The organism is Cyanobacterium sp. IPPAS B-1200, assembly GCF_001747005.2.
In the GTDB taxonomy this organism is placed as follows: Bacteria; Cyanobacteriota; Cyanobacteriia; order Cyanobacteriales; family Cyanobacteriaceae; genus Cyanobacterium.
The window spans coordinates 773955-798486 of record NZ_CP182899.1 but is presented as its reverse complement, the minus strand read 5'-3'; the positions used below and the strand labels follow the sequence as shown (position 1 = coordinate 798486).

The following is a 24532-nucleotide window of genomic DNA, read 5'->3' as shown; positions in this document are numbered from 1 at the left end:
TTGGGGTTTTTGGGTGGTAGAGGACGTAGTGGGCTACGTCCGTACAAGGTTGGAAATTACCTATTTTATTCTGAATAGTCATTAATAAAATAGCTCTAAAAGTTTTTTTAGGTTAATATATAAGATTAGTCGATTTCGATGCGAACGGTAACAACAGTAACAGAAAAATAATCAAATTATGGCAGGATCTCAGGTAAACGCAGACATTTGGATTAGTGAATATATAACCCCTTACGATATATATGTTCATGGGATCACCAACATCTTAGCCCACAAAAAAACTCCCTATCAAGATATGTCCATCGTCGAAAGCGGTGTTTATGGTAAAGCCTTGGTATTAGATGGTAAATGGCAATCTTGCACTGGGGATGAGTTTTTATACCATGAAGCGTTGGTACATCCTGCCATGATAGCTCACCCTAATCCCGAAAATGTCTTAATTCTTGGAGGTGGTGAAGGAGCTACCACCAGAGAAGTATTTCGCTGGACTGGGGTAAAAAAAGCGATGATGGTGGACATTGATGGAGATGTGGTAGAGGCTTGTAAGGAACATTTACCCGAAATGCACCAAGGTTCTTTTGATGATCCTCGTTTAGAATTGGTTATTGGGGATGCTTTTAATGTGTTGGATAATAGTGAGGCTCAGTGGGATGTAATTATTTCTGATCTTTCTGATCCTATTGAGGAAGGCCCTTCTTTTCAACTTTTTACCCAGGAATATTTTGCTCAGTTAAAAGGATGTTTACGGGATAATGGTATTGTGGTAATTCAGGCTGGACCTGTTGCCCCTGCCAATTTACACATCCATGGACGGTTGGTAAATACCCTCAAAGCTGTGTTTAGTAATGTTCACTCTTATTTTACTCCTACCTGTACCTATGGCTCTGCTTGGGGCTTTGCGATCGCATCTGAGCAAAGTTTCGACACCATGCCCAACCCTGAAAAAATTGACCGTCTCCTCGAACAAAAAACCACCAACGATTTTCGCTCTTTTGATGGTATCAGCTTGTTAGGCATGTTACAAACCCCTGGATATATCCGTCAGGCTATTAAAAATGAAACAGAGGTTTACACCATAACACAACCTCCTAAATTCTTCGGACAAGGAATTAACGGTTAATTTGGAGCAATGGGCAATGGGGAATAGCGACATTAATTTATGATTAGCAGTTAATTTTCCTATTATCCATTCTCAATTTTCAATGCTTAATTAGTTATAGTTTTCTTGACAATAGTTTAAGATCAACTAATAATAACAAAGTATAAATACATATGAACTTAGTGACCAATAATAATCACTGGCGTATTTTTTTGACCATCTGCTTAGTAAGTTTAATTACCCTAACAGGATGTCAAGCCACATCAGACACCGCCGTAACAGGTGGTAGTAGTAACGAAGAGGTTGAAAATCCTGTTGCTGATGTAGCCGAAAACGAGTCCACCGATATAAATGATACTATAATGAGTTTACCAAGATTAGAAGGAAAGGCGATCGTTGAAATGAAGGTTAAAGGGCAGTCTATCACCATCGAATTAGATGGCGACAATGCACCTGTTACCGCTGGTAATTTTCTCGATTTAGTAGATAAAGGGGTTTATGATGGTCTAGTTTTTCATAGAGTTGTAACTGATCCGCAACCTTTCGTAGCACAAGGGGGAGATCCTCAAGGAAAAGATCCTAATTTTCCTGCTAGTGCTTTAGGTACTGGGGGTTATACGGATCCTGATACCAATGCCCAGCGTTATATCCCCCTCGAAATTAGACCTCAGTATGATGATTCTGCGGAGGGTGCAACCCCCCCTGATATTATCTATAGTCAGACGACGGATATGACTCCCCAGTTGCGTCATGAATATGGTACGATCGCCATGGCACGTTCTCAGATGCCTGATTCTGCTTCCTCTCAGTTTTATTTCACCCTAGCTGATTTACCTTTCCTTGATGGTAGTTATGCCGTGTTTGGTAGGGTTACTAATGGTATGGATGTAGTTGAAAGTATTGCTCAGGGCGATCGCATCGAGTCTGTTGAAGTTATCAGCGGTATTGAAAATCTACAGCGATAGGAATAGTAATGGAGAATTAATAGTTGATAATTGATAATGAATTGTTTTGTAGGAAAAAATAAAATAACTTGTTATCCACTTTATCCATTATTGTTCTCTTGGTTAACTACAAACTTTAGGTTGTGTAAATGAAGGTTGTTGTTAGTGGTGTTGGTTTAGTTTCTTGTCTGGGGAATACCGAAGCAACTTGGGATAAAATGAGCAAGGGGTTATCGGGTATTAGATTATCTCAACCTTTTGATTTTTTGCCAAAGTATCCTCTGGGATTAATAAATCAGCATCCTAGCACCATCCAAGAGATAACTTTAAAGGTTATCAAAGAAACTTTAGCATCAGCAAAACTATCTCCTCCCCTCGTTGATATGGGGGTGGTAGTGGGTTCGAGTCGTGGTTGTCAGGGTAGTTGGGAAACTTTTGCCCGTCAATGGTTAGAAAATCAATCATCCCCTCAAAACTGGTTAGATACTTTCCCTTCTCAGCCTTCTACCCTCACCGCTCAATATGTTGGCTCATTTGCCCCTGTGTTCGCTCCCATGGGGGCTTGTGCTACGGGGATAGGGGCGATCGCACAGGGTTACGAACTTGTTAAACAGGGCTATTGTAAGCAAGTTATGGCAGGGGCAGTGGAAGCACCCATAACCCCCTTAACCATGGTGGGTTTTGAAAAGATGAAAGCCCTTGCTAAAAATGCTTGTTATCCTTTTTCTCAAGAGCGAGAAGGTATGGTATTAGGGGAAGGAGGTGCCATGGTAGTCTTAGAAAGCGAAGAATCTGCCCTGAAGCGAAGGGCGACCATTTACGGTGAAATCAAGGGATGGGGCATGAGTTGTGATGCTGAGGGAATAACAGCCCCAGAGGAGTCCGCAAACTCGGCTATCTATGCCATCAAACAATGTCTTGCCCATAGTAACTTAAGTCTGGATGATATTGATCATATTCAAACCCATGGCACAGCAACAAAATTAAATGATCATCGGGAAGCCCTTTTTATTGAAAAGTTATTTACCCATCGCCCAAAAATAAGTCATACGAAGGCTTCTATCGGTCATACTTTAGGAGGAAGCAGTGCGATCGCCTCTATCCTAACATTATTATCTATTTATCACCAAAAACTACCCATTAACTATCAAGAAAAAGAGCCAGAATATGACCTTAATTGGGTAAAAAAAACCGAAAACTATACCCTCACAAATTCTCTGTGTTTTAGTTTCGGTTTTGGAGGACAAAATGCAGTAATTGCCCTAGGAAAATATGATTATTAAGATGCTTTTTTCTCAGTCAAAGGGGCTTTAGTTTTAGTACTCTTAGTATTTCCTTGACCATTTTGTTGAGCTTGAACTTCCCCTTGTCTGTAGTTACTTAAAGTAATAACAGTTTGCAATACTTTTGTTAATTCTTTTTCCAAACTATACAATTGTTGATCGACAAAATCATCCGCTTGAGTTTGAACTTTTTCTGCCTCCATAATAGCCCTTTCTAAAATTTTTCGAGCTTGTATTTCCGCATTTTCAAGCATTTTTTCAATGTCTTTTTCCGTCTGACGACGTTTATCTTCACACTCTTGATATATCTTTCTCTTAAGCTGATTCGCCTGAAATTGTTCCTGTTGTACCAACAAAGACTCATCTAATCTTTGAGCCGCTTCCCTTTTGGCGTTATCCACTAACTTTGTCGCATAGTCTTGGGCTTCATTGATAATATAGTCTCTTTCATCGATAATTTCGATAGAATCTTGAATACAATCAGGAAGACTTCTTCTGATTTGATCGAGTTGTTGAGACAATTCCTTTTCATCGATGATGACTTTACGAGTAAAAGGGATATTTATTTTTTGATATAGTAAATTATCCAGATTGATGATTGCCTCATTAACAGGATAGGTCATGTCATCAATGGTAGGCTCTATCTGCTCATTTTGTCTTGGTTTTAAATTATTATTAATGGGCTGGTCGTATTGTGTCATGGTGGTTTTATAATGATGATTTACTATAGTAAAGTGTTTAGACTGTAACTAAGATAACAATTATTGCAAAATAGATAATAGTTAAATTTAATATCATTTTGTACTAGAAGACAATATGACTTTATGAGAGATAATGAACTTTTATTTTTTTACAACAATTAAATTTACTTTAAATAATAAAACTATATAACATTTTCTAGTTTTTCTTATCAAGAATTAAACATAAACCAACAAAACAACAATTTAGTTAGATTTTTTAATCACGCCTTTTCATACCCTACGTTGTGAAAACATCACAAATTTTCAATATAAACTTTAAACCTTTCCAAGTCCGCCTGAATAGTAGATTCTACTATCCTACCCAAGAAAAGATTATCCATTAGCTGACCGAGAACTCCAGGAATAGAATAAGCTATGCTTAAACGTACAATACTAGACTCATGGCGATCATAAAAACGGACAGCACCCCGATTGGGTAAACCATCCACCGATTCCCACTGAATAATTTGATTTTTTTCGAGGTTAACAATACGAGACAACCAACTAAACTCAAAGCCACCACTAGCCAACTTCCAGCGAGATAAATCCTGATTTTCAGGAAGAATAGCCACAGACTCAATCCATTTCATCCAAGAAGGCATCTTTTCAAGGTCTGACCATAACTTCCAAACTAAATCAATGGGGGCGTTTACTTCGATTTGTACACTATGCTCTAACCAATTACTCATTTGACGATGATAAAACTTCAAGAATTGTCCTATGATAACAAGATTCTACAGAGAAAATGTACGATTCAGCATTTATAATTAATCGATGATTAGGGGCTTCACTCGTCCAATTTGATGAGATAATTAACTATTGTTAACAAAATATTAACTTAGTTATTATAAATTCGTGGATAAAATTCGTACAGTTTCAGACACCAGAAGAGCGTTTTATCATTACCATACTCGCCCCATTAACTCTATTTATCGTCAAGTAGTCCAAGAGTTGATGGTAGAAATGCACTTGCTTTCTGTTCATGTAAACTTTAAACAAGATCCTATATACTGCGTAGGAGTATCCGAAAGTTTTGATCAGTTTATGACTGGTTATAAGCCTGAAGAGGACAAAAGCTCTATTTTTAATGCTCTATGTAAAGCTGTTGAGGCAAATCCAGACGACTATCGCTATCAATCGGAAACCTTTTTAAACTTTATCGAAGGTAAATCCGCAGAAGATTTAATTAACTGGTTATTAAATCCTGTTTCTGAAAATGGTTTGGATGAGAATATCGTTAATTCTTTAAAGTCTATCACCGAGCGAGAAGATTTTAAATATAGTCGTTTATTTGGCATTGGTTTCTATACCATCATTAATAAACTTGATTCTGAAATAGCCAAAGATGAAGAAAAATTGGCTAAATTAATCGCACCCTATGCCGAAAAGCTAAAATTACCAGTGGAGAAGTTGAAAAAAGATGTTGACTTATATCGTAGTAATTTAGATAAAATCAATCAAATGTTGATTGTAATTGCGGAGACTATCGAAGCTAGTAAAAAGAAAAGAATTAACATGGAAAAAACTGAACAAAAAGAAGAGGCTAATTAAGGTTTTTTTGAGTAAATTTACCTTAATGTCATCAGCTTTTAGAGTGTATAAAAAGTTTATTGTTTTAAATTTCATTTAATTCTTCTTAATATAGCAATCTTAAACAATTTGTGAACACACAATTATTGATAATCAGGCAAGGGGTTTAAACCCCTTGTTAATCGGTAGCAATTTTTGATCTTTTATAAAGAGTTTGTGGGAAGAAATACTAGGTTGCTAAAAAACTGAGTTTAATTTTTCAAGCTATTTTAAAGTGCCAATTAATTATTTTAAATAACTATTTGATTGTAAATAATAATGTTAGATTTAAAAAAAATTAGGGAAAACCCTGAGCAAATTTTACAACAACTAAAAACAAGAAATTCTGACTATGATTTAAATTCCCTTCTTGAATTGGATAACAAACAAAGAGATATTCAATCAGTGCGTACGGAATTACAAGCTAGAAGTAATGAAATTGGTAAATTAATTGGTCAAAAAATCCGTGATGGTGCGAATCCAAAAGGAGAAGAAATTGCCAATCTGAAGCAGGAAGGTAATGAAGTTAAGGCAAAATTGGCGGATTTAGAACCCCAAGAGAGAGAATTAAAGGCCGAAATTGAGGGTAGATTGTTAGAATTACCTAATCTTCCTAGTGAAACTACCCCTGTTGGTGCTAGTGAGGAGGAAAATGTTGAGGTAAGACGATGGGGAGATGAGTTTAAAAATAGAGTATCTACTGATAAAGCGTTATCCCATGATGTGATTGGGGAGAAGTTAGGGATTATCAATTCGGAAAGGGCGGTAAAGGTTGCCCAAAGTCGTTTTGTAGCTCTAATGGGTATGGGTGCGGCTTTAGAAAGGGCTTTAATTAATTTTATGTTAGACCGTCAAATTGAGGCGGGATATTTGGAAGTGATGCCCCCTGTGTTGATTAATACTGATTCTTTGCAAGGCACTGGACAGTTGCCTAAGTTTGCGGAGGAGAGTTTTAAGTGTGAGGGAGAAAATTTGTGGTTGACTCCTACGGCGGAGGTGCCTGTTACTAATTTTTATCGCCAAGAAATCCTCGATAGTGATAGTTTACCGATTCATCATTGTGCTTATACTCCTTGTTTTCGTCGGGAGGCGGGTAGTTATGGTAGGGATGTGAAGGGGTTGATTCGTTTACACCAGTTTAATAAGGTGGAGTTAATTAAGGTGGTGCGCCCTGAAACTAGCGAAGATGAGCATCAAAAGATGGTAGGGGATGCGGAGGCTATTTTACAGGCTTTGGAGTTACCTTATCGGGTGGTAGAACTTTGTACGGGAGATTTGGGTTTTAGTGCGAATAAGTGTTACGATTTGGAGGTTTGGTTGCCTTCGGCTAATACTTATCGTGAGATTTCTAGTTGCTCTAATTGTGGAGATTTTCAAGCTAGACGGGCTGATATTCGCTTTAAGGAGAAGGGGGTTAAGGGTACTGGTTATGTCCACACTCTCAACGGTTCTGGTTTGGCTGTAGGGCGTACTATGGCGGCGGTGTTGGAGAATTATCAACGGGCTGATGGTTCGGTGGTTGTACCTGAAGTTTTGCGTCCTTATCTGAGAAGGGATGTTTTAACGGTGGATGGAAACTAGGGTTGATTGATGATGGTGGGCATTGCCCACTTTGCACTTTATTTATATATCAAGTTTTTTCATGAAACAATATGCTCCTGCTACTCTTAGAAATAGAGAGCCGATTTTAGAGGTTTTAAGGGAAGTTTTTCCCCAAGATGGTAGTATTTTAGAAATTTCTAGTGGTACGGGGGAACATTGTGTTTATTTTGCTCCTCATTTTCTTCAATGTACTTGGATTCCTTCGGATATTAGTGAAGGTGCGATCGCCAGTATTTGTGCATGGAAAGAAGAATCAAACCAAAAAAATATTCAACACCCTTTGATTATCGATGTGACAAAACCTCGATGGTATGAACCTTTGAAAGAAGAAGACATAAGGGCGATCGCCTGTATTAACATGATTCACATTGCCCCATGGGATGCCTGTTTAGGGCTAATGGAAGGAGCAAAAGAAATATTAAATAACGGGGATAAATTGTACCTGTATGGCCCCTATAAACGCCAAAATCAACACACAGCCCCTAGTAACCAACAATTTGATCAATCTTTGCAAAATAGAAACCCTGCATGGGGAGTGAGAAACCTAGAAACCGTTGCCGAAGTGGCAAAAAAAAAATCAGTTAAATTTAAAAGAAATTATCGAAATGCCGAGTAATAATTTATCTGTGATTTTTGAGAAACAATGTTAAATTTTATAACTCTCAAGAGTTTAACTCATAGAAGTGATATTCTAAAAAGTGAGTTTAAATAGTAGCAAGTAGATTGAGACCCATGGCAGAGTATCAAATTTTAAATTCTCACAGTCAATATTGTGATTGTTTATCCATGAAATTACAACTTATCCCTGTGACAGGTACTGCCAATCAGTTCCAAATTTGTCTCAATCTTGAGTTTACCCCCCAAGAAAAAAAAATTTTTCATGGTAACGTTAAATTTGCTCTGAGGGTGGTTAGACTACATTTAAATTTAGAAAATATCCGTCTAGTAGAAGCGAAGGATATAAAATCTCCTTTAATAAAAAAAATTGATAATCCCTTGTCTCGTTTGCCTTATTGGGAAATTAGGCATTTAATACAGAGTAAATTTTTGGAAGGACATTTAGACAATGTTATCTTGGGTACTGTTGAAATTAAGGAATCCCCTTATAAATTAACAACGACTTTAAAAAGTAAACTAGCCCATGTTTATTTAACAGAAATAGAGGGTTTATGGCGCCACGATATTACCCCCAACAAACACGCTGTTTTAGAAAGAAAATTAGCTAAATTTATTTGGCAAACTAATTTAAAACCTTGTGTCAGTGAAACTATTTTTAGCTCTGATGAAATAGCACCATCCCAGATAAATCAGGAAAAAGAAGAAGATTTATTGGAGGAGTTGAAAGAGATTTTGCAGATTATTTATCAAACTCCGAAGGACGATTTTTACGATTTGGCGCAGATAGCAGGTTTAAATCCCTTGGTTGATTTTGCCGGGGGAGATTTGACAGGGGCAAATTTGAGTGGTTTAAAACTCAGTAGTGCAGATTTTAAATATGTTAATCTTCGGGGTGCTGATTTGACGGATGTGGATTTGAGTGAGGCTAATATTAGTTATGCGAAGTTGAATGGTGCTGATTTGAGTGGTGCTTATCTGGAGGGGGCAAACTTAAGGTTTTCTAATCTTCAGTCAGCGAGTTTAGCCTTGGCGAATCTAATTGGTGCTGATTTGACAGGAGCAAATTTAATGAAGGCAAATTTGACTAAAACTACTTTGGCACAGGCTTTGATAGAGGGAACAATTTTCGGAGATAATATTGGCGGTTAACAGCCAGTGCTATAATTATAAGCTGATCATTTTGATAGTTATCCATGAGTATCCCCATCCAACGTCAATACAATTCCCCTAACTGCACATTCTCTTTACATGGTTTTAGTGATGATAGTAGTAATCTGTCTAATGGTGTCCCCATAATGACGGTTTTAACTGAAGCTAAGTGTCAAATTTTGGGTAATCCTACGGTGTTGAGTGGGGGGGTTACTTTTGTGGCTAATTTGCTTCGCGCAGTTAGTGCTTATGGACAGGAGTTGTTGAGTGGGTTAACTCATTCTTGGACAGCGGATGATGAAAATGATTATATTTATTTGCGTAAAATTCCTCAAAAAAATCGTCATGTTTTGGTATGGCAGGAAAAAAAAGAGGATACGGAAAATCAATTGGAGATTGAGTTAAGCACGGTACAGTTATTTGATTTATTGGAAACTTTGGATCAGTTTTTGGCGGATAGTTCGACTTTACCTCATTTGAATGATAGTCTTTCCCCTGTGTCTCGTCGTTATCGTCAGATGGAGGTTTCTTTGGTAGAGCAGTCAACCCCCGCAGTGCTTGGTTTAGCTGGGTTTGCCCTGAGTGCGATCGCCCTTTTCCTCATTCCTGTACCTAACGAAATTAGTGATCCAAATCTTGAGCCTATTCCCCCAAGAGAAGAAAATATCGAATTAGAGCCTGAGTTGCCCCTAGAGCCTCCCGCGGTAGAATAGTAATAAAGAATGCCATGAAAGTAATTTTAATTAGTGGTGCAAGTAGAGGTATCGGTTTAAAAGTTGCTGAACAATTAATAAAGGAAAATTATTGCCTCAGTCTTGGGGTGAGAAATCCCGCTAATTTGGATAATAGTGTTTTTGTCAACCATGAAAGGGTGCTAATTCATCCCTACGAAGCTACCGAGAAACAATCTCCTCTGGATTGGGTAAAAGCTACCGTTGATAAGTTTGGACGCATTGATGGGGTAATTAACTGTGCAGGAATTTTGAAAAAAGTACAGTTTGAGGATGACAACGAGGAAGAGTTAGATAGTCTTTGGGAAATTAATGTTAAAGCCCCTTGGCGACTTACTAGGGCGGCTTTTCCCTATCTAAAACAATCAGGAGAAGGAAGAATCATTAATCTGGTGTCCATGTCGGGAAAAAGGGTAAAAGGCACTTTGGCAGGGTATTCCGCCAGTAAGTTTGCTTTTCTTGCCCTTAGTCAGAGTATGCGCAATGTGGGGTGGGATGATGGTATTCGAGTAACGGCCATTTGTCCTAGTTTTGTCAATACAGATATGGTAAAAGAAGTTAATCTTGATCCTCAAATGATGACTCAGCCCGAAGATGTCGCCAAGGTAATTAGTACCGTTTTAAGTTTACCAAATACCGCTTATATTGGCGAGGTTTTAATTAATTTTGGTTTAGAGAAATAAGACATTTAGGGGCGATCGCCCCTAGTAATTTAGATGAAAATATAGCTTTAAAAAAACTTAAAATATTTATTCAATAAAATTTCAAGAATTATAATAACAAGAATATAAAACAAAGAATCTGGTATTATTTCATAGTCAAAAAACTACACTTGAATAAAATAAAGCTAACCTTCTATTCAGTTTTTTAAACGTGTTTGGGTAGTAGTTAACAACTCCGCTGGAGTAACCTGTAAATTATAAGCAATCCAACTAAAGCCACCAATAAAAACAGCAAAAGAAGCAACTAACGCTCCTGTTAAAACCCTTACCCTTCCTCGTAAAGACTTAATTTGTGTCTGTGCAGGTAAAGCCAAATCTTCCACAATTTCCACTTCTTTCCCTTTAGACTCAGGAAACTCCACCAAAGTATAAAGCCAATCTGTAATCAACTGAGGGCATTTTGGTTGTAAATATAATTTACAGCCCAGATGTTTTGCCACAGGACGAGGAAAACGACTAATATATTTTAAAGTAGAGTTAATGCCCCACAAAGGACAGTATTTATTTATTAAATTAAGGGTTGCTATGTCATAGAGACAACCAATAATGGCTTTAGCACTGGCTTCTTCTCTTTTGAATAACTGTTCTAACAAAACTAAAATTTCTCTCAGCTTTTCTTCTTCCTGTTGATATTCTTTTAAAGTTTTTTTCTTACTCATGGGATGATTAATAATTATTATTGCTTACCCGATCTTAACATCATCTTTATATGGTAAGTAACTTACTTTGTGATAAAAATTACAACATATTTGATGTTCGGATGAATATTGTACAAAATATTTTCATTTTAGAAATAGTATGATGTAAACATTTACGATAAAAAATAAACTATTATTATCAAATATTGAAAACAGATTTTATTTAAAAATTAACTATATTATCTAGCTATTTAAAAACACAAATAACAATAATACTTACAGTCTATCTAATAATTCTTGCTTTTTTTTATTAAATTCTTCTTCAGACAAAATACCTTGTTCTTTTAACTTTCCTAGCTTTTCCAAAGATTCAAAAATATTTAACGCCTCATCCTTATTCTTTTCTTCCAAATCAGAAACATAAGACTTTCCTCGATTGTATGCTGACTCATAAGCCTTTTTAGCGTTTTCGAGGTCAAAATTTAATAATGAGCCTGACTCAGAGAAAATATTAACAGCAACCTGTCCCACCGCATAGGTAGAAGCCCCAGAAGTCACAGACATAGAAGCACCGCCAATGATACTACCAATACCTGGAATCGCCTTAATAAAACTTGAACCTAAACTGGCTAAAGTAGTACCACTGAGGGCAGAAACAAAGGTTTTACCTATGTTTTGAGAGTAACTAACTCCATAGAGATTCGCTAATTGTTGCAACATTTCTAGTTGAATGGCGGTAACGGCGGCAAAATCGACTAAAGGTATAGGTATTAAACCTCCTCCCATAGCCCAAAGTACATGGGTACGAATAATTTTCTCGGCTTCCAATTTTTGACTCATGGTTTGACCTCCAATTTTATCTTTAATCTTATCTCAAGTTTTAAATTTCCTGCCTTAGATGTAATCTGAGAAAGGGTGCATTGGGATAAAATCTAGGATAAACTAGAGTGGATTTTCGTTACGGAGATAAATCACTATTTATACCCCGCCCCTTGCTCGTTTAATTGAACAGTTACAAAAGTTACCTGGTGTGGGCCCTAAAAGCGCTCAAAGATTGGCTTTACATATCTTAAAACGTCCTGATAAAGATGCAGAAAATTTGGCTCAAGCCATTGTGGATGCAAAAAGAAGGGTTGGTTTCTGTCAGCGTTGTTTTCATCTTTCGGCTGAGCCTATTTGTAATATTTGTAGTAATCCTAATCGTGATGAGACGATTATATGTGTGGTGGGGGATTCTAAGGATGTTATTGCCCTAGAGAAGACTAGGGAATATCAAGGAAAATATCATGTTTTGGGGGGTGTTATTTCGCCCATGGATGGCATAGGGCCAGAGCAGCTTAATATTACGGCATTGGTGGAAAGGGTAAGCCGAGAGAAGACGGAGGAGGTGATTTTGGCTATTAATCCTAGTGTGGAGGGGGAAACGACGACTCTTTATATTGCTCAGTTGTTAAAGCCTTTTACTCGGGTTACTCGCATTGCGTTTGGTTTGCCCATGGGGGGTGATTTGGAATATGCGGATGAGGTGACATTGGCTAGGGCTTTGGAAGGGCGTAGGGACATTGATAGTTGACAATGGACAATTGACCATGGACAATTGAGAAGGTTTTAGGTGTTCACCTTGCCCTAAATCTTCTGAAATCTCTTGCTTGTGGGGATGTTTTCTTGAGATGGGAAAAAAGGGACTTTGAGTTAAGTTATTTTTATTTTTATATTAATTGATTGGTTATGAAAAAGTATTCTGTGCGTGTGTATGTAACTTTAAGGGCTTCTGTGCTTGATACGGCTGGAACTGCTGTGGAGTCAGGTTTGCACCAGTTGGGCTATGAAGGAGTTGAGGGGGTGCGCATTGGTAAATATATTGAGTTGAATGTGACGGCACAGAGTCAGGAAAAGGCCGAGGCGGATTTACATGAAATGTGTGACAAACTTTTGAGTAATCCTGTCATTGAAAATTATCGTTTTGAGTTAAATCCTGTGGAGGCTTAGGTTATGAAGTTTGGTATTGTTGTTTTTCCTGGTTCAAATTGCGATCGCGATGTAGCCATGGTAACGGAGGGGGTTTTGAATCAGCCTACCCGTTTTGTGTGGCACCAAGACACTGATATTGATGATCTTGACATCATTGTTGTGCCTGGGGGGTTTAGTTATGGTGATTATTTGCGCTGTGGTGCGATCGCCCGTTTTTCCCCTATCATGAATAGTATCATTAAACACGCCGAAGCAGGAAAGTTAGTATTAGGTATTTGCAACGGTTTTCAGGTACTCACAGAGGCTGGACTACTCCCGGGGGCGCTGATTCGTAACCGAGATTTACATTTTATTTGTGATCAAGTTCCTGTCAAAGTAGAACATAATAACTCTATCTGGACAAAAAATTATTCATCAGAAGAAGTCATTTGTTTACCCATTGCCCACGGTGAAGGAAATTATTACGCCGATGAAGATACCCTCAAGGAATTAGAAGAGAATAATCAAATCTTATTCCGCTACTCTAACCAGAAAGGAGAAATTAACGGAGAATCCAACCCCAACGGCTCATGTAATAACATTGCAGGTATTACCAACAAAAAAGGTAACGTTTTAGGAATGATGCCCCACCCTGAAAGGGCTAGTGATGATGGACTCGGTTTTATTGATGGAAAAGCTTTATTTGCAGGGCTTTGTTAACTCACTCGAACGCACATTATTTAGGTTATGGTGGGCAATGCCCACCAAGACAAAGGATAATTAAAGCCTAAACAGTAGGTTAATAAACCCACTGTAAATAGACTAAATTTTCATCAGAATATTAACTACCTCCTACTCTGGCAACATCTTGGGAATTAGCTTCAAATGCTGCATTGAGAGCATCATCACCGCTCAAACCTGAATCAATAGCCTCTTTTAGAGCCTCTAAAACCCGTTTATAATCACGGGGCATTACCTTCACAAATTTACCGATATTTTCCTGCCAATTAGCGAGGACTTTTTCCGCTTTTTTACTATTAGTAAGCTGTTGATGATTAGTAATTAACTGTTTCAACTCCGCAATCTCCGAAGCATCATCGAGGGTTTCTAAACCTACCATTTCCGTATTACAACGGGTAGCAAAATCTCCTTTTTCATCAAGAATATAGGCAACACCGCCACTCATACCAGCAGCAAAATTACGTCCTGTTGCCCCGATGATAACCACTTTACCACCAGTCATGTATTCACAACCATGATCGCCAATACCCTCTACAACGGTGCTTACCCCGGAGTTACGAACACAAAAACGCTCTCCTGCAACCCCAGAAATATAGGCTTCTCCACTGGTAGCACCATAAAAGGCAACATTACCAACGATGATATTTTCCTCTGCTTTGAAGGTGGCTTTTTTGTCAGGATAAACGATGATTTTACCACCGCTTAAGCCTTTACCGATATAGTCATTGGCATCTCCTTCCAATTCAAGGGTAACGCCCTGGGGTACAAATGCCCCAAAACTTTGCCCTGCACTACCGACAAAATGTAAATTTACGGTATCTTCGGGTAAGCCATGCCAATGGTTTTTAGTGATTTCGTTACCTAAAATGGTTCCTACCACACGGTTAGTATTTTTAATAGGTAAAGTCGCCTTAACTTTTTCTCCTTTTTCAATGGCTGGTTTGCATATATCCAATAAAGTAGTCATATCAAGGGATTTATCCAAATCATGATCCTGCTTGATAGTACAGTAACGAGACATACTAGGATCTGTTTTTGGCTGATAGAGAATAGGAGATATATCGATACCCTTTGCCTTCCAATGGTCAACGGCTTTTCTCGGCTCTAAAACATCCGTACGTCCTACCATTTCATCAATAGTACGGAAACCCAATTCTGCCATAATTTCCCGCATTTCTTGGGCAATAAACTTCATGAAATTCACGGTATAGGCTGGATCTCCTGTAAATTTAGCACGGAGTTCGGGGTTTTGGGTAGCAACTCCCACAGGGCAGGTGTTGAGATGACACACACGCATCATAATGCAACCAAGACTGACTAGGGGGGCGGTGGAAAAACCATATTCCTCGGCACCGAGGAGGGCGGCAACGATAACATCCCTTCCTGTCTTCATCTGTCCGTCAGTTTCCACCACAATACGACTACGGAGATTATTTAATAGCAAGGTTTGATGGGTTTCCGCCAAACCTAATTCCCAAGGTAATCCAGCGTGTTTGATAGAAGTTTTGGGAGATGCCCCTGTACCACCATCATAACCAGAAACGAGAACCACATCAGCCTTCGCTTTAGCCACCCCAGAGGCGATAGTACCGACTCCCACTTCTGAGACTAATTTAACGTTAATACGAGCGTTGCGATTGGCATTTTTCAAGTCATGGATTAACTCAGCTAAATCCTCGATAGAGTAGATGTCATGGTGAGGGGGAGGAGAAATTAAACCTACTCCCGGGGTGGAATAGCGCACCTTAGCAATCCAAGGATAAACCTTCTTACCAGGTAACTGCCCTCCTTCTCCCGGTTTTGCACCCTGGGCCATTTTGATTTGGATTTCTTTGGCTTGGGAAAGGTAAAGGCTATTTACCCCAAAGCGTCCACTGGCTACCTGTTTAATGGCACTATTTTTTGAGTCTCCCTGTTCATTTGTCCAAGTGTAGCGCTCGGGGTCTTCCCCTCCTTCCCCTGTGTTGGATTTTCCACCAATTCGGTTCATGGCGATCGCCAAGGATTCGTGAGTTTCTTTAGAAATAGAACCATAACTCATCGCCCCTGTCTTAAAGCGTCTCATGATATTCTCAATGGGCTCAACTTCTTCGATGGGGATGGATTCTTGTGGTTTAAACTCCAATAAATCCCGTAAACGGAAGTAGTGTTTGCCATGATCATTAATCATTTGGGAATAGGCTTTAAATAGTTGATAATCTCCTTCCCTGACTGCCTGTTGCAAAGTATGAATGGTTTGGGGATTGAAAAGATGGGCTTCTCCATCCTTACGCCATTGATATTCTCCCCCCACATCGAGGGTATGTCCATTTACCTGTCTTTGGGGGAAACCGTGGTTATGGCGCATGGTGGTTTCCTCGGCGATTACATCTAAACCTACCCCTTGTAAACGGGAAGCTGTACGGGAGAAATATTTATCGATGACAGTATCATTTAAACCCACAGATTCAAAAATTTGTGCCCCTCGGTAACTTTGGATAGTGGAAATACCAATTTTAGAAGCAATTTTGATAACTCCCTTGGTGACACATTTGATGTAGTTATATACGGCGGTGTCGTAGTCAACCTCTGTGATTAGTTTTTCTTCGATCATCTGGTTGATGGTTTCATAGGCGAGGTAAGGATTAATCGCGCCGCAACCATAGCCGAGAAGGAGGGCAAAGTGATGGACTTCCTTCGGTTCACCAGATTCGAGAATTAAACCCACTAGGGTACGGGTACCGTTGCGAATCAGATGATGGTGTAATCCTGACACCGCCAAGAGGGCAGGGATAGGGGCATTATTTTTATCTACTCCCCTATCACTCAAAATAATATGGGTGCATCCTTCTTTGATCGCTTCATCTGCTTCAGCAAAAATCGCCTCTAAGGCTTTTTCCATACCTTTTTCGCCATCTTTGGGGTCAAACAGGATTGAGAGGGTATGGGCTTTAAATTGGTGAGATTCCCCCTCGGTAGGAGTAAGACTTTTGAGTTTAGCTAATTCCTCGTTAGTGATAACAGGAGTTTTCAGGGCGATGAGGTGACAGCTTTCGGGTTGAGGGTTGAGCAAGTTTCCTTCCCTGCCGATGGTGGTTTCGGCGGAGGTGATAATGGCTTCTCTGATGGAGTCGATAGGGGGGTTGGTAACTTGGGCAAAAAGTTGTTTAAAGTAGTCGTACAACAGTTTGGGTTTATCACTCAACACCGCTAGGGGGGTATCAATACCCATAGCCCCGATCGCCTCTACGCCGTTGGTTGCCATGGGGGCAATGAGCATCCGCAAGTCTTCAAAGGTATAGCCAAAGGTTTGTTGGAGAGGTATGAGATTGTCATCATCCTCTGAAGGTTTAACCCCCCTTAAGCCCCCCTTAGGAAGGGGGGAGATTTGGTCGAGGGTATAGAGGTTTTTGTCGAGCCATTGTTGATAGGGTTTTGCGGTGACGATCGCCCTTTTTACTTCTTCATCCGCTACGATGCGCCCTGCTTCCATATCCACCAAAAACATCTGCCCGGGTTGTAATCTTCCTTTGGATTCTACCCTTTCTGGCTCAATGGGTAATACTCCAGCTTCCGATGCCATGATCACTAAACCGTCTTTGGTGACGATATATCTTGAGGGACGTAAGCCGTTGCGATCGAGTATAGCTCCGATTTGTTTACCGTCAGTGAAGGCGATGGAGGCAGGGCCATCCCAAGGCTCCATTAAACAGGAGTGGTATTGATAAAAGGCTTTTTTCTCAGGACTCATGGACTCATGCCCCGTCCAAGGTTCGGGAATCATCATCATGACGGCATGGGGAAGGCTACGACCACTTAACACCAACATTTCGAGGGCGTTATCAAAAATTAGGGAGTCGCTACCATCGATGTTGATAATAGGTTGGATTTTTTCCATGTCTTCCCCAAATAATTCGGACTCAAAGAGGGCTTGTCGGGCGCGCATCCAGTTGGTATTACCTTTGAGGGTGTTAATTTCCCCGTTATGGGTGATGTAGCGGTAAGGGTGCGCCCTTTCCCAACTGGGGAAGGTGTTGGTGCTAAATCTGGAATGGACGAGGGCGAGGGCGGTTTCTAGGGCAGGGTTATTTAAGTCGAGGTAATATTTGCCTACCTGCACGGGCTTGAGCATACCTTTATAGACGATGGTACGGCTGGAGATGGTGGCAGGATACCAATGTTCATCTATTTGAGGAGCTTTGATGGCATTGTGCGATCGCTTCCTAATCACAAATAATTTGCGCTCAAAATCAAGATTATCATTCAGTTCAGGGTTCTTAGCGATAAATACTTGTTGTACAAAAGGCTCATTTATTAAAGCACTTTTGCCTAAATCAGAATTGTCTGTGGGTACATTTCGCCAACCCAATACCTTTTGCCCTTCTTCTGCCACTACTTGTTCAAATATGGCTCTGGCTTTTAATCTTTTTTCTTCGTCGGGAGAAGTAAACATCATCCCTACGGCATATTCCCCTGTGGGGGGTAGGGTAATACCTAATTTTTCGGCTTCGTGACGCATGAAGCCATCGGGTAATTGCATTAATATCCCTGCACCATCTCCTGTATTCGGTTCGGCACCACAGCCTCCCCGATGGTCTAAGTTGATTAAAATGGTTAATGCTTGTTGTATTGTGTCGTGAGATTTTTTCCCGTATTTATGCACTACAAAGCCTACACCACAGGCATCATGTTCATTTTGTGGATCATATAATCCCTGTTTTTTTGGTATATTATTTACGGTCATAATTGCTTCCTAAATTGTCGGTGTTGATTGGTGCAAATATAAAGAAAATATTAAGTCTAACTTTCTTTTTCTCTCTATTTTTAGTTCTTTATATTATAAGAATATTTATTAGTGATCTATCTTTTTTGTCAGATTTTTAACATAATATTAAGTTTGTTAAAGATCTAGTAATAATGATATGGCTCTTTCTTCTGAATTTTGTTCAGATAAATTTTGCATATTATCATAGAGATAACAAGTAAACTATTTAGCCCATGGTCTTAGGAATATGATGACGGATTTTGATTTACTTTTAGAGAAACAAAACACTTTAGTACAACATTTTTTCAGTTTAGATAGAACCTGATCGTCATCATCAAAAATAACAAAAAAGTTTATAATATAATAAAAATAACCATAAAAAAATAAATTATATGCACCATAGCTAACGTTTACTTTTTTAAATTTCAGTTTATAAAATTAAGTAATCATAAATAGTTTTCTATGTCATCACCCGTACTATTATGGCTTATCGTAGGCTCACTATTTTGTTTGATGGAGCTTATATTTCCCACCGCATTTGTAGAATTTATGATGGGTTTAAGTGCTTTTATTGTAGCAGGTATTTCCCTTATATTTCCTTACAATAATGCTCTAATTGTCATTTGGATGATTCTCTCTTTCACTTTAATCTTTTTGGCTAAAAAATATTTTTCTCCTAAAAAAAATGAACTTTTATTATTAGAAGACGATGAAGGGGTGACCATAACTGCGATCGCCCCAGGGCAAATGGGAAGAGTCATGTATGAAGGAAATTCATGGCAGGCGGTATGTGCAGACGAAACCATCGAACTAAATCCCGATGAAAAAGTGTATATAGTTAGTCGTCATGGCAACACCCTATCCGTACTACCCAGAAAACTTTAACCCTAATAAAAACACAAAAAAAATACAGAAGTCTTAACTTCTTTTTAACAAAAAAATACCTTACTAACTAATACTATTTAGTAATAAAGACTTATCTTTAAAATAAAAATAACTATCAAAAATAAAGACCCATGGAACAACTATTTTTTATCGTAGCCTTAGCAGGTTCAGCCATTTTCGGTAGTGTCAAAATTGTGAACGAAAAAAACGAATATTTAGTCGAACGCTTAGGAAGCTATAACAAAAAATTGTCCCCCGGACTCAACTTCGTCGTCCCCTTCCTCGATAAAGTAGTCTATAAAGATACCATCAGAGACAAAATATTAGACGTACCACCCCAATCCTGCATCACCAAAGATAACGTTTCTATCAGTGTTGATGCTGTGGTGTATTGGCGTATCGTGGATATGGAAAAAGCCTATTACAAAATCGAAAATCTCCAGTCCGCCATGCAAAACCTAGTTTTAACCCAAATTCGCTCAGAAATAGGTAAATTAGAACTAGATGAAACCTTCGTTGCCAGAACCGAAATTAACAATATTCTTTTACGAGAACTAGACATCGCCACCGACCCTTGGGGTGTTAAAGTATTACGGGTAGAACTAAAAGATATTACTCCTTCTGTGGCTGTACAACAGTCCATGGAACAACAAATGACCGCAGAAAGGAAAAAAAGAGCTTCCATACTTACCTCCGAAGGAGAAAGAGACTCCGCCATCAACTCCGCCCAAGGTAGGGCAGAAGCTAAACTGCTAGAAGCCGAAGCCATGAAAAAAGCAGCTATTTTGGAAGCAGAAGCCGAAAAACAACAGCAAATCCTCCAAGCCCAAGCCACCGCCGAGGCTTTGCAAATTGTGGTCAATCAGTTACGGGGAGACACTCTAGCTCAAAAAGCACTCCAGTTTTTACTCACCCAACAATATTTAGAAACGGGTAAGGTTATTGGTAGTAGTGAAAGTAGTAAAGTAATGTTTATGGATCCTAGTAGTATTGTATCTACCCTTGAGGGGATGAATTCTTTGATAGATGGTAACACCCGCCTTTAAATTAATGGGTAAATCAGTGTTAGGTTTTAGGTTGCCGGTTTAAAATACGACCAGCCTTTATCAAACTATCAAGGAAGTGAATACGAGAAATTAAGCTAAATAAATTGTTTGTAGTTTCTTAATTTCTTAACAAGGGGCTTAAGCCCCTTGCCTCCCTTGATACCAAATACCTAACACCCTTGCCAAAAATTTTTATAAAAAGTTGATAGTGTGTAATGTCGGTGATAAAATTTAGCCAATATTGCAATTACCCGATCAATTAAAATGACAGACTGGACTTTATTATTACAGCAACTTCTCGCCCAAGAATCCTTGAGTCAAAGTCAAGCATCAACCCTGATGGAAGGATGGTTAAAAGAAGAAATTAGTCCAGCACTCTCAGGAGCCATTTTGGCGGCAATACAAGCCAAGGGAGTCTCGGGGGCTGAATTGGCAGGGATGGCTCAGGTGTTGCAATCTCAATCATTACAATCAGATTTGATTAGTCATTCTGTACCCGTTATCGATACCTGTGGCACAGGGGGGGATGGCTCTTCTACTTTTAATATTTCTACAGCAGTGGCTTTTGTGGCAGCAGCGGCAGGGGTGAAGGTAGCAAAACATGGTAATCGCTCGGCATCTAGTAAGGTAGGCTCAGCGGATGTTTTGGAGCATCTAGGAGTCAAGTTAAATGGAGATATTGAAGAGTATAAACAGGCATTGGATGAGGTAGGAGTAACTTTTTTGTTTGCCCCCGGGTGGCATCCTGCCATGAAGGCTGTGGGCCCTATTCGTCGGGAATTAAAAATCAGAACAATTTTCAATTTATTAGGCCCTCTAGTTAATCCTTTGCGTCCTACAGGGCAAATTATTGGGGTATATGCTCCCGAATTTATTGACCCCATGGCACAGGCTCTTCATAGTTTGGGGGTGAAACGTGCGATCGCCCTTCACGGCAGAGAAAAGCTAGACGAAGCAGGGCTAGGAGACATTACCGACATGACAGTTATTGATAATGCCACAGTAAATAAAACCACCATCAATCCCCAAGAATTAGGTTTAACCTCTGCCACCCTCGCCGATTTAAAAGGAGGAGATGTGCTAGAAAACGCCCGCATTTTAACCCAAGTATTACAAGGAAAAGGCACCCAAGCCCAAACCGATGCTGTAGTCTTAAACGCTTCTCTAGCCCTACAAGTAGGAGAAATTACCCCTCTAGGGGATTACACCACAGCCATTGAAAAAGCCAGAAATATTATTAAAAGTGGCAGTGCTTGGGACAAATTACAAGAATTAGTAAACTTTTTTGCCCAAAAGTAAAATTGTCCACACATATCACACCAAAAGATAAATACCATAGGTTAAGTTATAATTTTTGTGAGCATAGGTAAAGCTATTAGTACCTAAAAATTGAAATATTTATGTAACCTTTATTTTTACTAAAAAAAATAGTATTTATTCTTAACACCAAAGTAAAATAAGCCTAAAATAAAAATGAATGAATCAGATCTCAACCTTGCCAAATATCTAATCGAGTCATCAGGAATCAAAAAGAATCAAAATAATAACTCCCCCCCCAAAACTCAAAAACCCAAGGCTCAAACTCCCCCCGTTGAAACTAATATGAATTCACGTCAAATAGTACCTAGTAATGTGGCTCAAATAAAAGTGATTGGTGTCGGTGGTGGTGGTTGTAATGCCGTTAACCGCATGATTCAAAGCAACGTCTCAGGGGTAGAATTTTGGCAAATTAACACCGATGCCCAAGCCCTTACCGAATCCATGGCTACCTATTGCCTCCAAATCGGACAAAAACTCACCCGAGGATTAGGTGCTGGGGGTAATCCTTCCATCGGACAAAAAGCCGCCGAAGAATCTCGGGAAGAAATAGCCAAAGCCCTTGAAAATACTGATCTTGTGTTCATTACCGCAGGTATGGGCGGAGGCACAGGCACAGGGGCAGCCCCCATCGTTGCCGAAGTAGCAAAAGAAATGGGTTGTCTAACTGTTGGCGTAGTTACTCGCCCCTTCACCTTTGAAGGCAGAAGACGCACTACCCAAGCCGATGATGGCATCGCTGCGCTGCAAAGTCGGGTAGATACCCTCATTGTTATTCCTAACAACAAACTCCTATCGGTTATCCCCTCCGAGACTCCTTTACAAGAATCCTTCCGCATTGCCGATGATATTCTCCGTCAAGGGGTACAAGGCATCTCCGACATCATCACTATTCCTGGTTTAGTTAACGTTGACTTTGCCGACGTGAGGGCGGTTATGGCGGATGCAGGTTCGGCTTTAATGGGCATTGGCATTGGCTCTGGAAAATCTCGGGCAAAGGAAAGTGCGGTGGCGGCTATTTCTTCTCCTCTCATCGAGTCTTCTATTCAGGGGGCAAAAGGAGTCGTTTTAAATATCACTGGGGGTAATGATTTAACCCTCCATGAAGTTAATACGGTGGCTGAAACCATCTACGATATTGTTGATCCCAATGCTAATATTATTTTTGGGGCTGTAATAGATGAGAGTATGCAAGGAGAAATTCGCATAACGGTAATTGCCACGGGATTTTCCGCAGAAAATGTCTCTGATGATTCTTTACAGAATATTATTTCTCCCCCTACTCCTAGTATTCCCCTAGCTTCTTCTAATAAAGATGAGGATGAGGAAGAAAAGCCCGTGGATTCGGAGTCGGAAACTAATCCTCTAGCAGGGTTGGATATTCCTGAGTTTTTGCAACGTCGTCGATTTCCTCGCCGTTAGCGGAAAGTTAAGAATTGACAATAGGCAATGGACAATGAGATACTTCTTTACTTGTCTGTTGTCTTTTTGTGTGACCATTTTATTAATCAATCTCTTTTATTCTTTGTCATTAAAGGATTTGGTTAATTCTGTAAAATATTTCCGATTAAATGTTGTGCAGAATTGTGGTGTCTGAAAAAACAATGAGTATTTATTTTATTAAGTTGAGATAATTTTTTCTATGAATATAAACGAATATGTTGAGTTAACAAAACAAACGGCTATCTATCCTCCTGATACTTTTTTGGAGTATTTAACCTTGGGATTAGCTTCGGAGGCTGGGGAAGTTAGTGGGGTGGTAAAAAAGTATATTAGAAAGGATTTTCCCATGGAAAAGGCTCAAGAAAAATTAACTAAGGAATTAGGTGATGTCCTTTGGTATTGGGCAAGATTATGTGATGAATTGGGGTTAAACCCTGAAGAAGTGATGGAAGCTAATATTTCTAAACTACTTAAAAGAAAAGAAAATCAAACTTTACAAGGAGATGGAGATGACCGATAATTTACAGTTATTAGACCCTCGTTTTGCGGTGACAGTTTTGGGAAAAAGCGATCGCCCCAATTTGCTTTGTTATTTGGCAATGCACCAAGATTATAGCGAAAGTTTTGTGGCAGAGGAATATGAAAAGTTAGCTAGTTATTCTGAGGCGGAATTAGGACGCAGAATTGTCCGTAATTGTGTAAATAAAATGCACTGGGGCATCATTGAGCATCCTAGTATTACTTTTAATGTGATCAATTTTCCCCATTCTGTAATGGTACAGGCGCGTACCCATCGAGTGGGGGTAAGTTTTGATTGTCAATCTCAACGTTATACCAGCCAAAGAATTTTACATTTAGCCCAGAAAATTGAGGAGTTAGAAGCCCAATCTGCTGATTTTGATGTCATTGCCCAAGAAATTGAGAGCTTATTCTATTTTCGTGCCATTGGTCATTATTTTGACCGAGAGGGGAATAAATATTTTTATTCTCAGGATACTCGTAATAAGGATATTGCTTTTACTCAAAGTGCGATCGCCTATTATGCCGAAAAAATCAATAATGATGGTTACGCCCCAGAACACGCAAGGGATATATTAACCCAAAATATCCGTCAACACTTTGTAGTGTCCTTTAATGCTCGTAGCTTACTACATTTTTGTGACCTACGATTACCCAAAGATGCTCAATCAGAGATTAGAGACTTAGCAACCCTATTGCTATATCACTTTGAGCAATGGATGCCCGAAGTGGCAGAAATATATAAGAAAAAGAGACTAGGTAAAAACTTACTAGCCCCTTAATCTTTATCTT

Annotated in this window: 22 protein-coding genes and 1 pseudogene; 18 read left to right on the top strand and 5 right to left on the bottom strand. The window is 39.2% G+C overall.

The annotated features are described in order from the left end of the window. Positions 1-178 precede the first annotated feature (178 nt). From A5482_RS03590 to A5482_RS03580, 3 genes are all read left to right on the top strand, one after another. Positions 179-1120: a spermine/spermidine synthase domain-containing protein gene (locus A5482_RS03590; protein WP_069791122.1), complete on the top strand. Its 942-nt coding sequence runs from the start codon at positions 179-181 to the stop codon at positions 1118-1120. Positions 1121-1272: 152 nt separating this feature from the next. After that, positions 1273-2064, top strand: coding sequence for a peptidylprolyl isomerase (locus A5482_RS03585; protein ID WP_069791121.1), 792 nt, complete (start codon positions 1273-1275; stop codon positions 2062-2064). A 128-nt stretch (positions 2065-2192) separates the two neighbouring features. Beyond that, a complete protein-coding gene (locus A5482_RS03580) occupies positions 2193-3326 on the top strand; it encodes a beta-ketoacyl-ACP synthase (protein WP_069791120.1) in 1134 nt (377 codons plus the stop codon). Here the strand turns inward: A5482_RS03580 and A5482_RS03575 are convergent. After that, complete coding sequence (locus A5482_RS03575; RefSeq protein WP_069791119.1) at positions 3323-4027, bottom strand: hypothetical protein; 705 nt, start codon at positions 4025-4027, stop codon at positions 3323-3325. The genes A5482_RS03580 and A5482_RS03575 overlap by 4 nt on opposite strands. 293 nt (positions 4028-4320) lie before the next feature. Beyond that, the gene (locus A5482_RS03570; protein WP_069791118.1) at positions 4321-4755 is read right to left on the bottom strand and encodes an SRPBCC family protein; all 435 of its coding nucleotides are present in this window, start codon (positions 4753-4755) and stop codon (positions 4321-4323) included. 166 nt (positions 4756-4921) lie between these two features. On the opposite strand from A5482_RS03570, the gene psb29 reads away from it, so the two are divergent. The 6 genes and pseudogenes from psb29 (at position 4922) to A5482_RS03540 (ending at position 10418) form a co-directional block, all read left to right on the top strand. Beyond that, entirely contained in the window at positions 4922-5617 is a 696-nt protein-coding gene (gene psb29, locus A5482_RS03565) for a photosystem II biogenesis protein Psp29 (RefSeq protein ID WP_069791117.1), read from the top strand. A gap of 297 nt (positions 5618-5914) precedes the next feature. Continuing rightward, positions 5915-7216, top strand: a complete 1302-nt coding sequence (gene serS, locus A5482_RS03560; protein ID WP_069791116.1) for a serine--tRNA ligase — start codon at positions 5915-5917, stop codon at positions 7214-7216. A gap of 61 nt (positions 7217-7277) precedes the next feature. Then, positions 7278-7887: pseudogene (locus A5482_RS03555) on the top strand (DUF938 domain-containing protein). An 82-nt stretch (positions 7888-7969) separates the two neighbouring features. Further along, positions 7970-9004, top strand: a complete 1035-nt coding sequence (locus tag A5482_RS03550; protein WP_069791114.1) for a pentapeptide repeat-containing protein — start codon at positions 7970-7972, stop codon at positions 9002-9004. A gap of 44 nt (positions 9005-9048) precedes the next feature. Then, on the top strand, positions 9049-9717 hold the full coding sequence (locus tag A5482_RS03545) for a DUF4335 domain-containing protein (protein ID WP_446684806.1): 669 nt from the start codon (positions 9049-9051) through the stop codon (positions 9715-9717). Positions 9718-9731: 14 nt separating this feature from the next. Beyond that, positions 9732-10418 carry an SDR family NAD(P)-dependent oxidoreductase gene (locus A5482_RS03540; RefSeq protein WP_069791113.1) on the top strand — a complete coding sequence of 229 codons (687 nt, stop codon included), beginning with the start codon at positions 9732-9734 and terminating at the stop codon, positions 10416-10418. Positions 10419-10594: 176 nt separating this feature from the next. Here A5482_RS03540 and A5482_RS03535 read toward each other — a convergent pair whose 3' ends face one another. Continuing rightward, on the bottom strand, positions 10595-11116 hold the full coding sequence (locus A5482_RS03535) for a hypothetical protein (RefSeq protein WP_069791112.1): 522 nt from the start codon (positions 11114-11116) through the stop codon (positions 10595-10597). Between the two features lie 255 nt (positions 11117-11371). Further along, entirely contained in the window at positions 11372-11935 is a 564-nt protein-coding gene (locus A5482_RS03530) for a DUF697 domain-containing protein (protein ID WP_069791111.1), read from the bottom strand. A gap of 136 nt (positions 11936-12071) precedes the next feature. Between A5482_RS03530 and recR the strand changes: the two genes are divergently transcribed. The 3 genes from recR to purQ all read left to right on the top strand — a co-directional run bounded on the left by recR (position 12072) and on the right by purQ (position 13765). Further along, entirely contained in the window at positions 12072-12668 is a 597-nt protein-coding gene (recR, locus tag A5482_RS03525) for a recombination mediator RecR (protein ID WP_069791110.1), read from the top strand. Positions 12669-12823: 155 nt separating this feature from the next. Further along, the gene (gene purS / locus A5482_RS03520; protein ID WP_069791109.1) at positions 12824-13084 is read left to right on the top strand and encodes a phosphoribosylformylglycinamidine synthase subunit PurS; all 261 of its coding nucleotides are present in this window, start codon (positions 12824-12826) and stop codon (positions 13082-13084) included. A gap of 3 nt (positions 13085-13087) precedes the next feature. Beyond that, positions 13088-13765 carry a phosphoribosylformylglycinamidine synthase subunit PurQ gene (purQ, locus tag A5482_RS03515; protein WP_069791108.1) on the top strand — a complete coding sequence of 226 codons (678 nt, stop codon included), beginning with the start codon at positions 13088-13090 and terminating at the stop codon, positions 13763-13765. A 121-nt stretch (positions 13766-13886) separates the two neighbouring features. Here purQ and gltB read toward each other — a convergent pair whose 3' ends face one another. Then, positions 13887-18509 carry a glutamate synthase large subunit gene (gltB, locus tag A5482_RS03510; RefSeq protein ID WP_069791107.1) on the bottom strand — a complete coding sequence of 1541 codons (4623 nt, stop codon included), beginning with the start codon at positions 18507-18509 and terminating at the stop codon, positions 13887-13889. 483 nt (positions 18510-18992) lie between these two features. Between gltB and A5482_RS03505 the strand changes: the two genes are divergently transcribed. From A5482_RS03505 to thyX, 6 genes are all read left to right on the top strand, one after another. Further along, positions 18993-19415: an NfeD family protein gene (locus A5482_RS03505; protein WP_069791106.1), complete on the top strand. Its 423-nt coding sequence runs from the start codon at positions 18993-18995 to the stop codon at positions 19413-19415. 131 nt (positions 19416-19546) lie between these two features. After that, positions 19547-20461, top strand: a complete 915-nt coding sequence (locus tag A5482_RS03500; protein ID WP_069791105.1) for an SPFH domain-containing protein — start codon at positions 19547-19549, stop codon at positions 20459-20461. Positions 20462-20725: 264 nt separating this feature from the next. Next, positions 20726-21760 carry an anthranilate phosphoribosyltransferase gene (trpD, locus tag A5482_RS03495; RefSeq protein WP_069791104.1) on the top strand — a complete coding sequence of 345 codons (1035 nt, stop codon included), beginning with the start codon at positions 20726-20728 and terminating at the stop codon, positions 21758-21760. Positions 21761-22063: 303 nt separating this feature from the next. Beyond that, positions 22064-23200 carry a cell division protein FtsZ gene (gene ftsZ / locus A5482_RS03490; RefSeq protein WP_369816742.1) on the top strand — a complete coding sequence of 379 codons (1137 nt, stop codon included), beginning with the start codon at positions 22064-22066 and terminating at the stop codon, positions 23198-23200. 220 nt (positions 23201-23420) lie between these two features. After that, positions 23421-23741 (top strand): nucleoside triphosphate pyrophosphohydrolase family protein, encoded by a 321-nt coding sequence (locus A5482_RS03485; RefSeq protein WP_069791102.1) that lies wholly within the window; start codon positions 23421-23423, stop codon positions 23739-23741. Next, positions 23731-24522, top strand: coding sequence for an FAD-dependent thymidylate synthase (thyX, locus tag A5482_RS03480; protein WP_069791101.1), 792 nt, complete (start codon positions 23731-23733; stop codon positions 24520-24522). Before A5482_RS03485 ends, thyX begins: the two co-directional genes overlap by 11 nt. Positions 24523-24532: the final 10 nt, after the last annotated feature.

What these genes read in the sequence shown, in the direction of transcription:
- A5482_RS03590 (WP_069791122.1), top strand. Translation starts at nt 179, where the DNA reads ATGGCAGGATCTCAGGTAAACGCAGACATTTGGATTAGTGAATATATA.
- A5482_RS03585 (WP_069791121.1), top strand. Translation starts at nt 1,273, where the DNA reads ATGAACTTAGTGACCAATAATAATCACTGGCGTATTTTTTTGACCATC.
- A5482_RS03580 (WP_069791120.1), top strand. Translation starts at nt 2,193, where the DNA reads ATGAAGGTTGTTGTTAGTGGTGTTGGTTTAGTTTCTTGTCTGGGGAAT.
- A5482_RS03575 (WP_069791119.1), bottom strand. Translation starts at nt 4,027, where the DNA reads ATGACACAATACGACCAGCCCATTAATAATAATTTAAAACCAAGACAA.
- A5482_RS03570 (WP_069791118.1), bottom strand. Translation starts at nt 4,755, where the DNA reads ATGAGTAATTGGTTAGAGCATAGTGTACAAATCGAAGTAAACGCCCCC.
- serS (WP_069791116.1), top strand. Translation starts at nt 5,915, where the DNA reads ATGTTAGATTTAAAAAAAATTAGGGAAAACCCTGAGCAAATTTTACAA.
- A5482_RS03550 (WP_069791114.1), top strand. Translation starts at nt 7,970, where the DNA reads ATGGCAGAGTATCAAATTTTAAATTCTCACAGTCAATATTGTGATTGT.
- A5482_RS03545 (WP_446684806.1), top strand. Translation starts at nt 9,049, where the DNA reads ATGAGTATCCCCATCCAACGTCAATACAATTCCCCTAACTGCACATTC.
- A5482_RS03540 (WP_069791113.1), top strand. Translation starts at nt 9,732, where the DNA reads ATGAAAGTAATTTTAATTAGTGGTGCAAGTAGAGGTATCGGTTTAAAA.
- A5482_RS03535 (WP_069791112.1), bottom strand. Translation starts at nt 11,116, where the DNA reads ATGAGTAAGAAAAAAACTTTAAAAGAATATCAACAGGAAGAAGAAAAG.
- A5482_RS03530 (WP_069791111.1), bottom strand. Translation starts at nt 11,935, where the DNA reads ATGAGTCAAAAATTGGAAGCCGAGAAAATTATTCGTACCCATGTACTT.
- purS (WP_069791109.1), top strand. Translation starts at nt 12,824, where the DNA reads ATGAAAAAGTATTCTGTGCGTGTGTATGTAACTTTAAGGGCTTCTGTG.
- purQ (WP_069791108.1), top strand. Translation starts at nt 13,088, where the DNA reads ATGAAGTTTGGTATTGTTGTTTTTCCTGGTTCAAATTGCGATCGCGAT.
- gltB (WP_069791107.1), bottom strand. Translation starts at nt 18,509, where the DNA reads ATGACCGTAAATAATATACCAAAAAAACAGGGATTATATGATCCACAA.
- A5482_RS03505 (WP_069791106.1), top strand. Translation starts at nt 18,993, where the DNA reads ATGTCATCACCCGTACTATTATGGCTTATCGTAGGCTCACTATTTTGT.
- A5482_RS03500 (WP_069791105.1), top strand. Translation starts at nt 19,547, where the DNA reads ATGGAACAACTATTTTTTATCGTAGCCTTAGCAGGTTCAGCCATTTTC.
- trpD (WP_069791104.1), top strand. Translation starts at nt 20,726, where the DNA reads ATGACAGACTGGACTTTATTATTACAGCAACTTCTCGCCCAAGAATCC.
- ftsZ (WP_369816742.1), top strand. Translation starts at nt 22,064, where the DNA reads ATGAATTCACGTCAAATAGTACCTAGTAATGTGGCTCAAATAAAAGTG.
- A5482_RS03485 (WP_069791102.1), top strand. Translation starts at nt 23,421, where the DNA reads ATGAATATAAACGAATATGTTGAGTTAACAAAACAAACGGCTATCTAT.
- thyX (WP_069791101.1), top strand. Translation starts at nt 23,731, where the DNA reads ATGACCGATAATTTACAGTTATTAGACCCTCGTTTTGCGGTGACAGTT.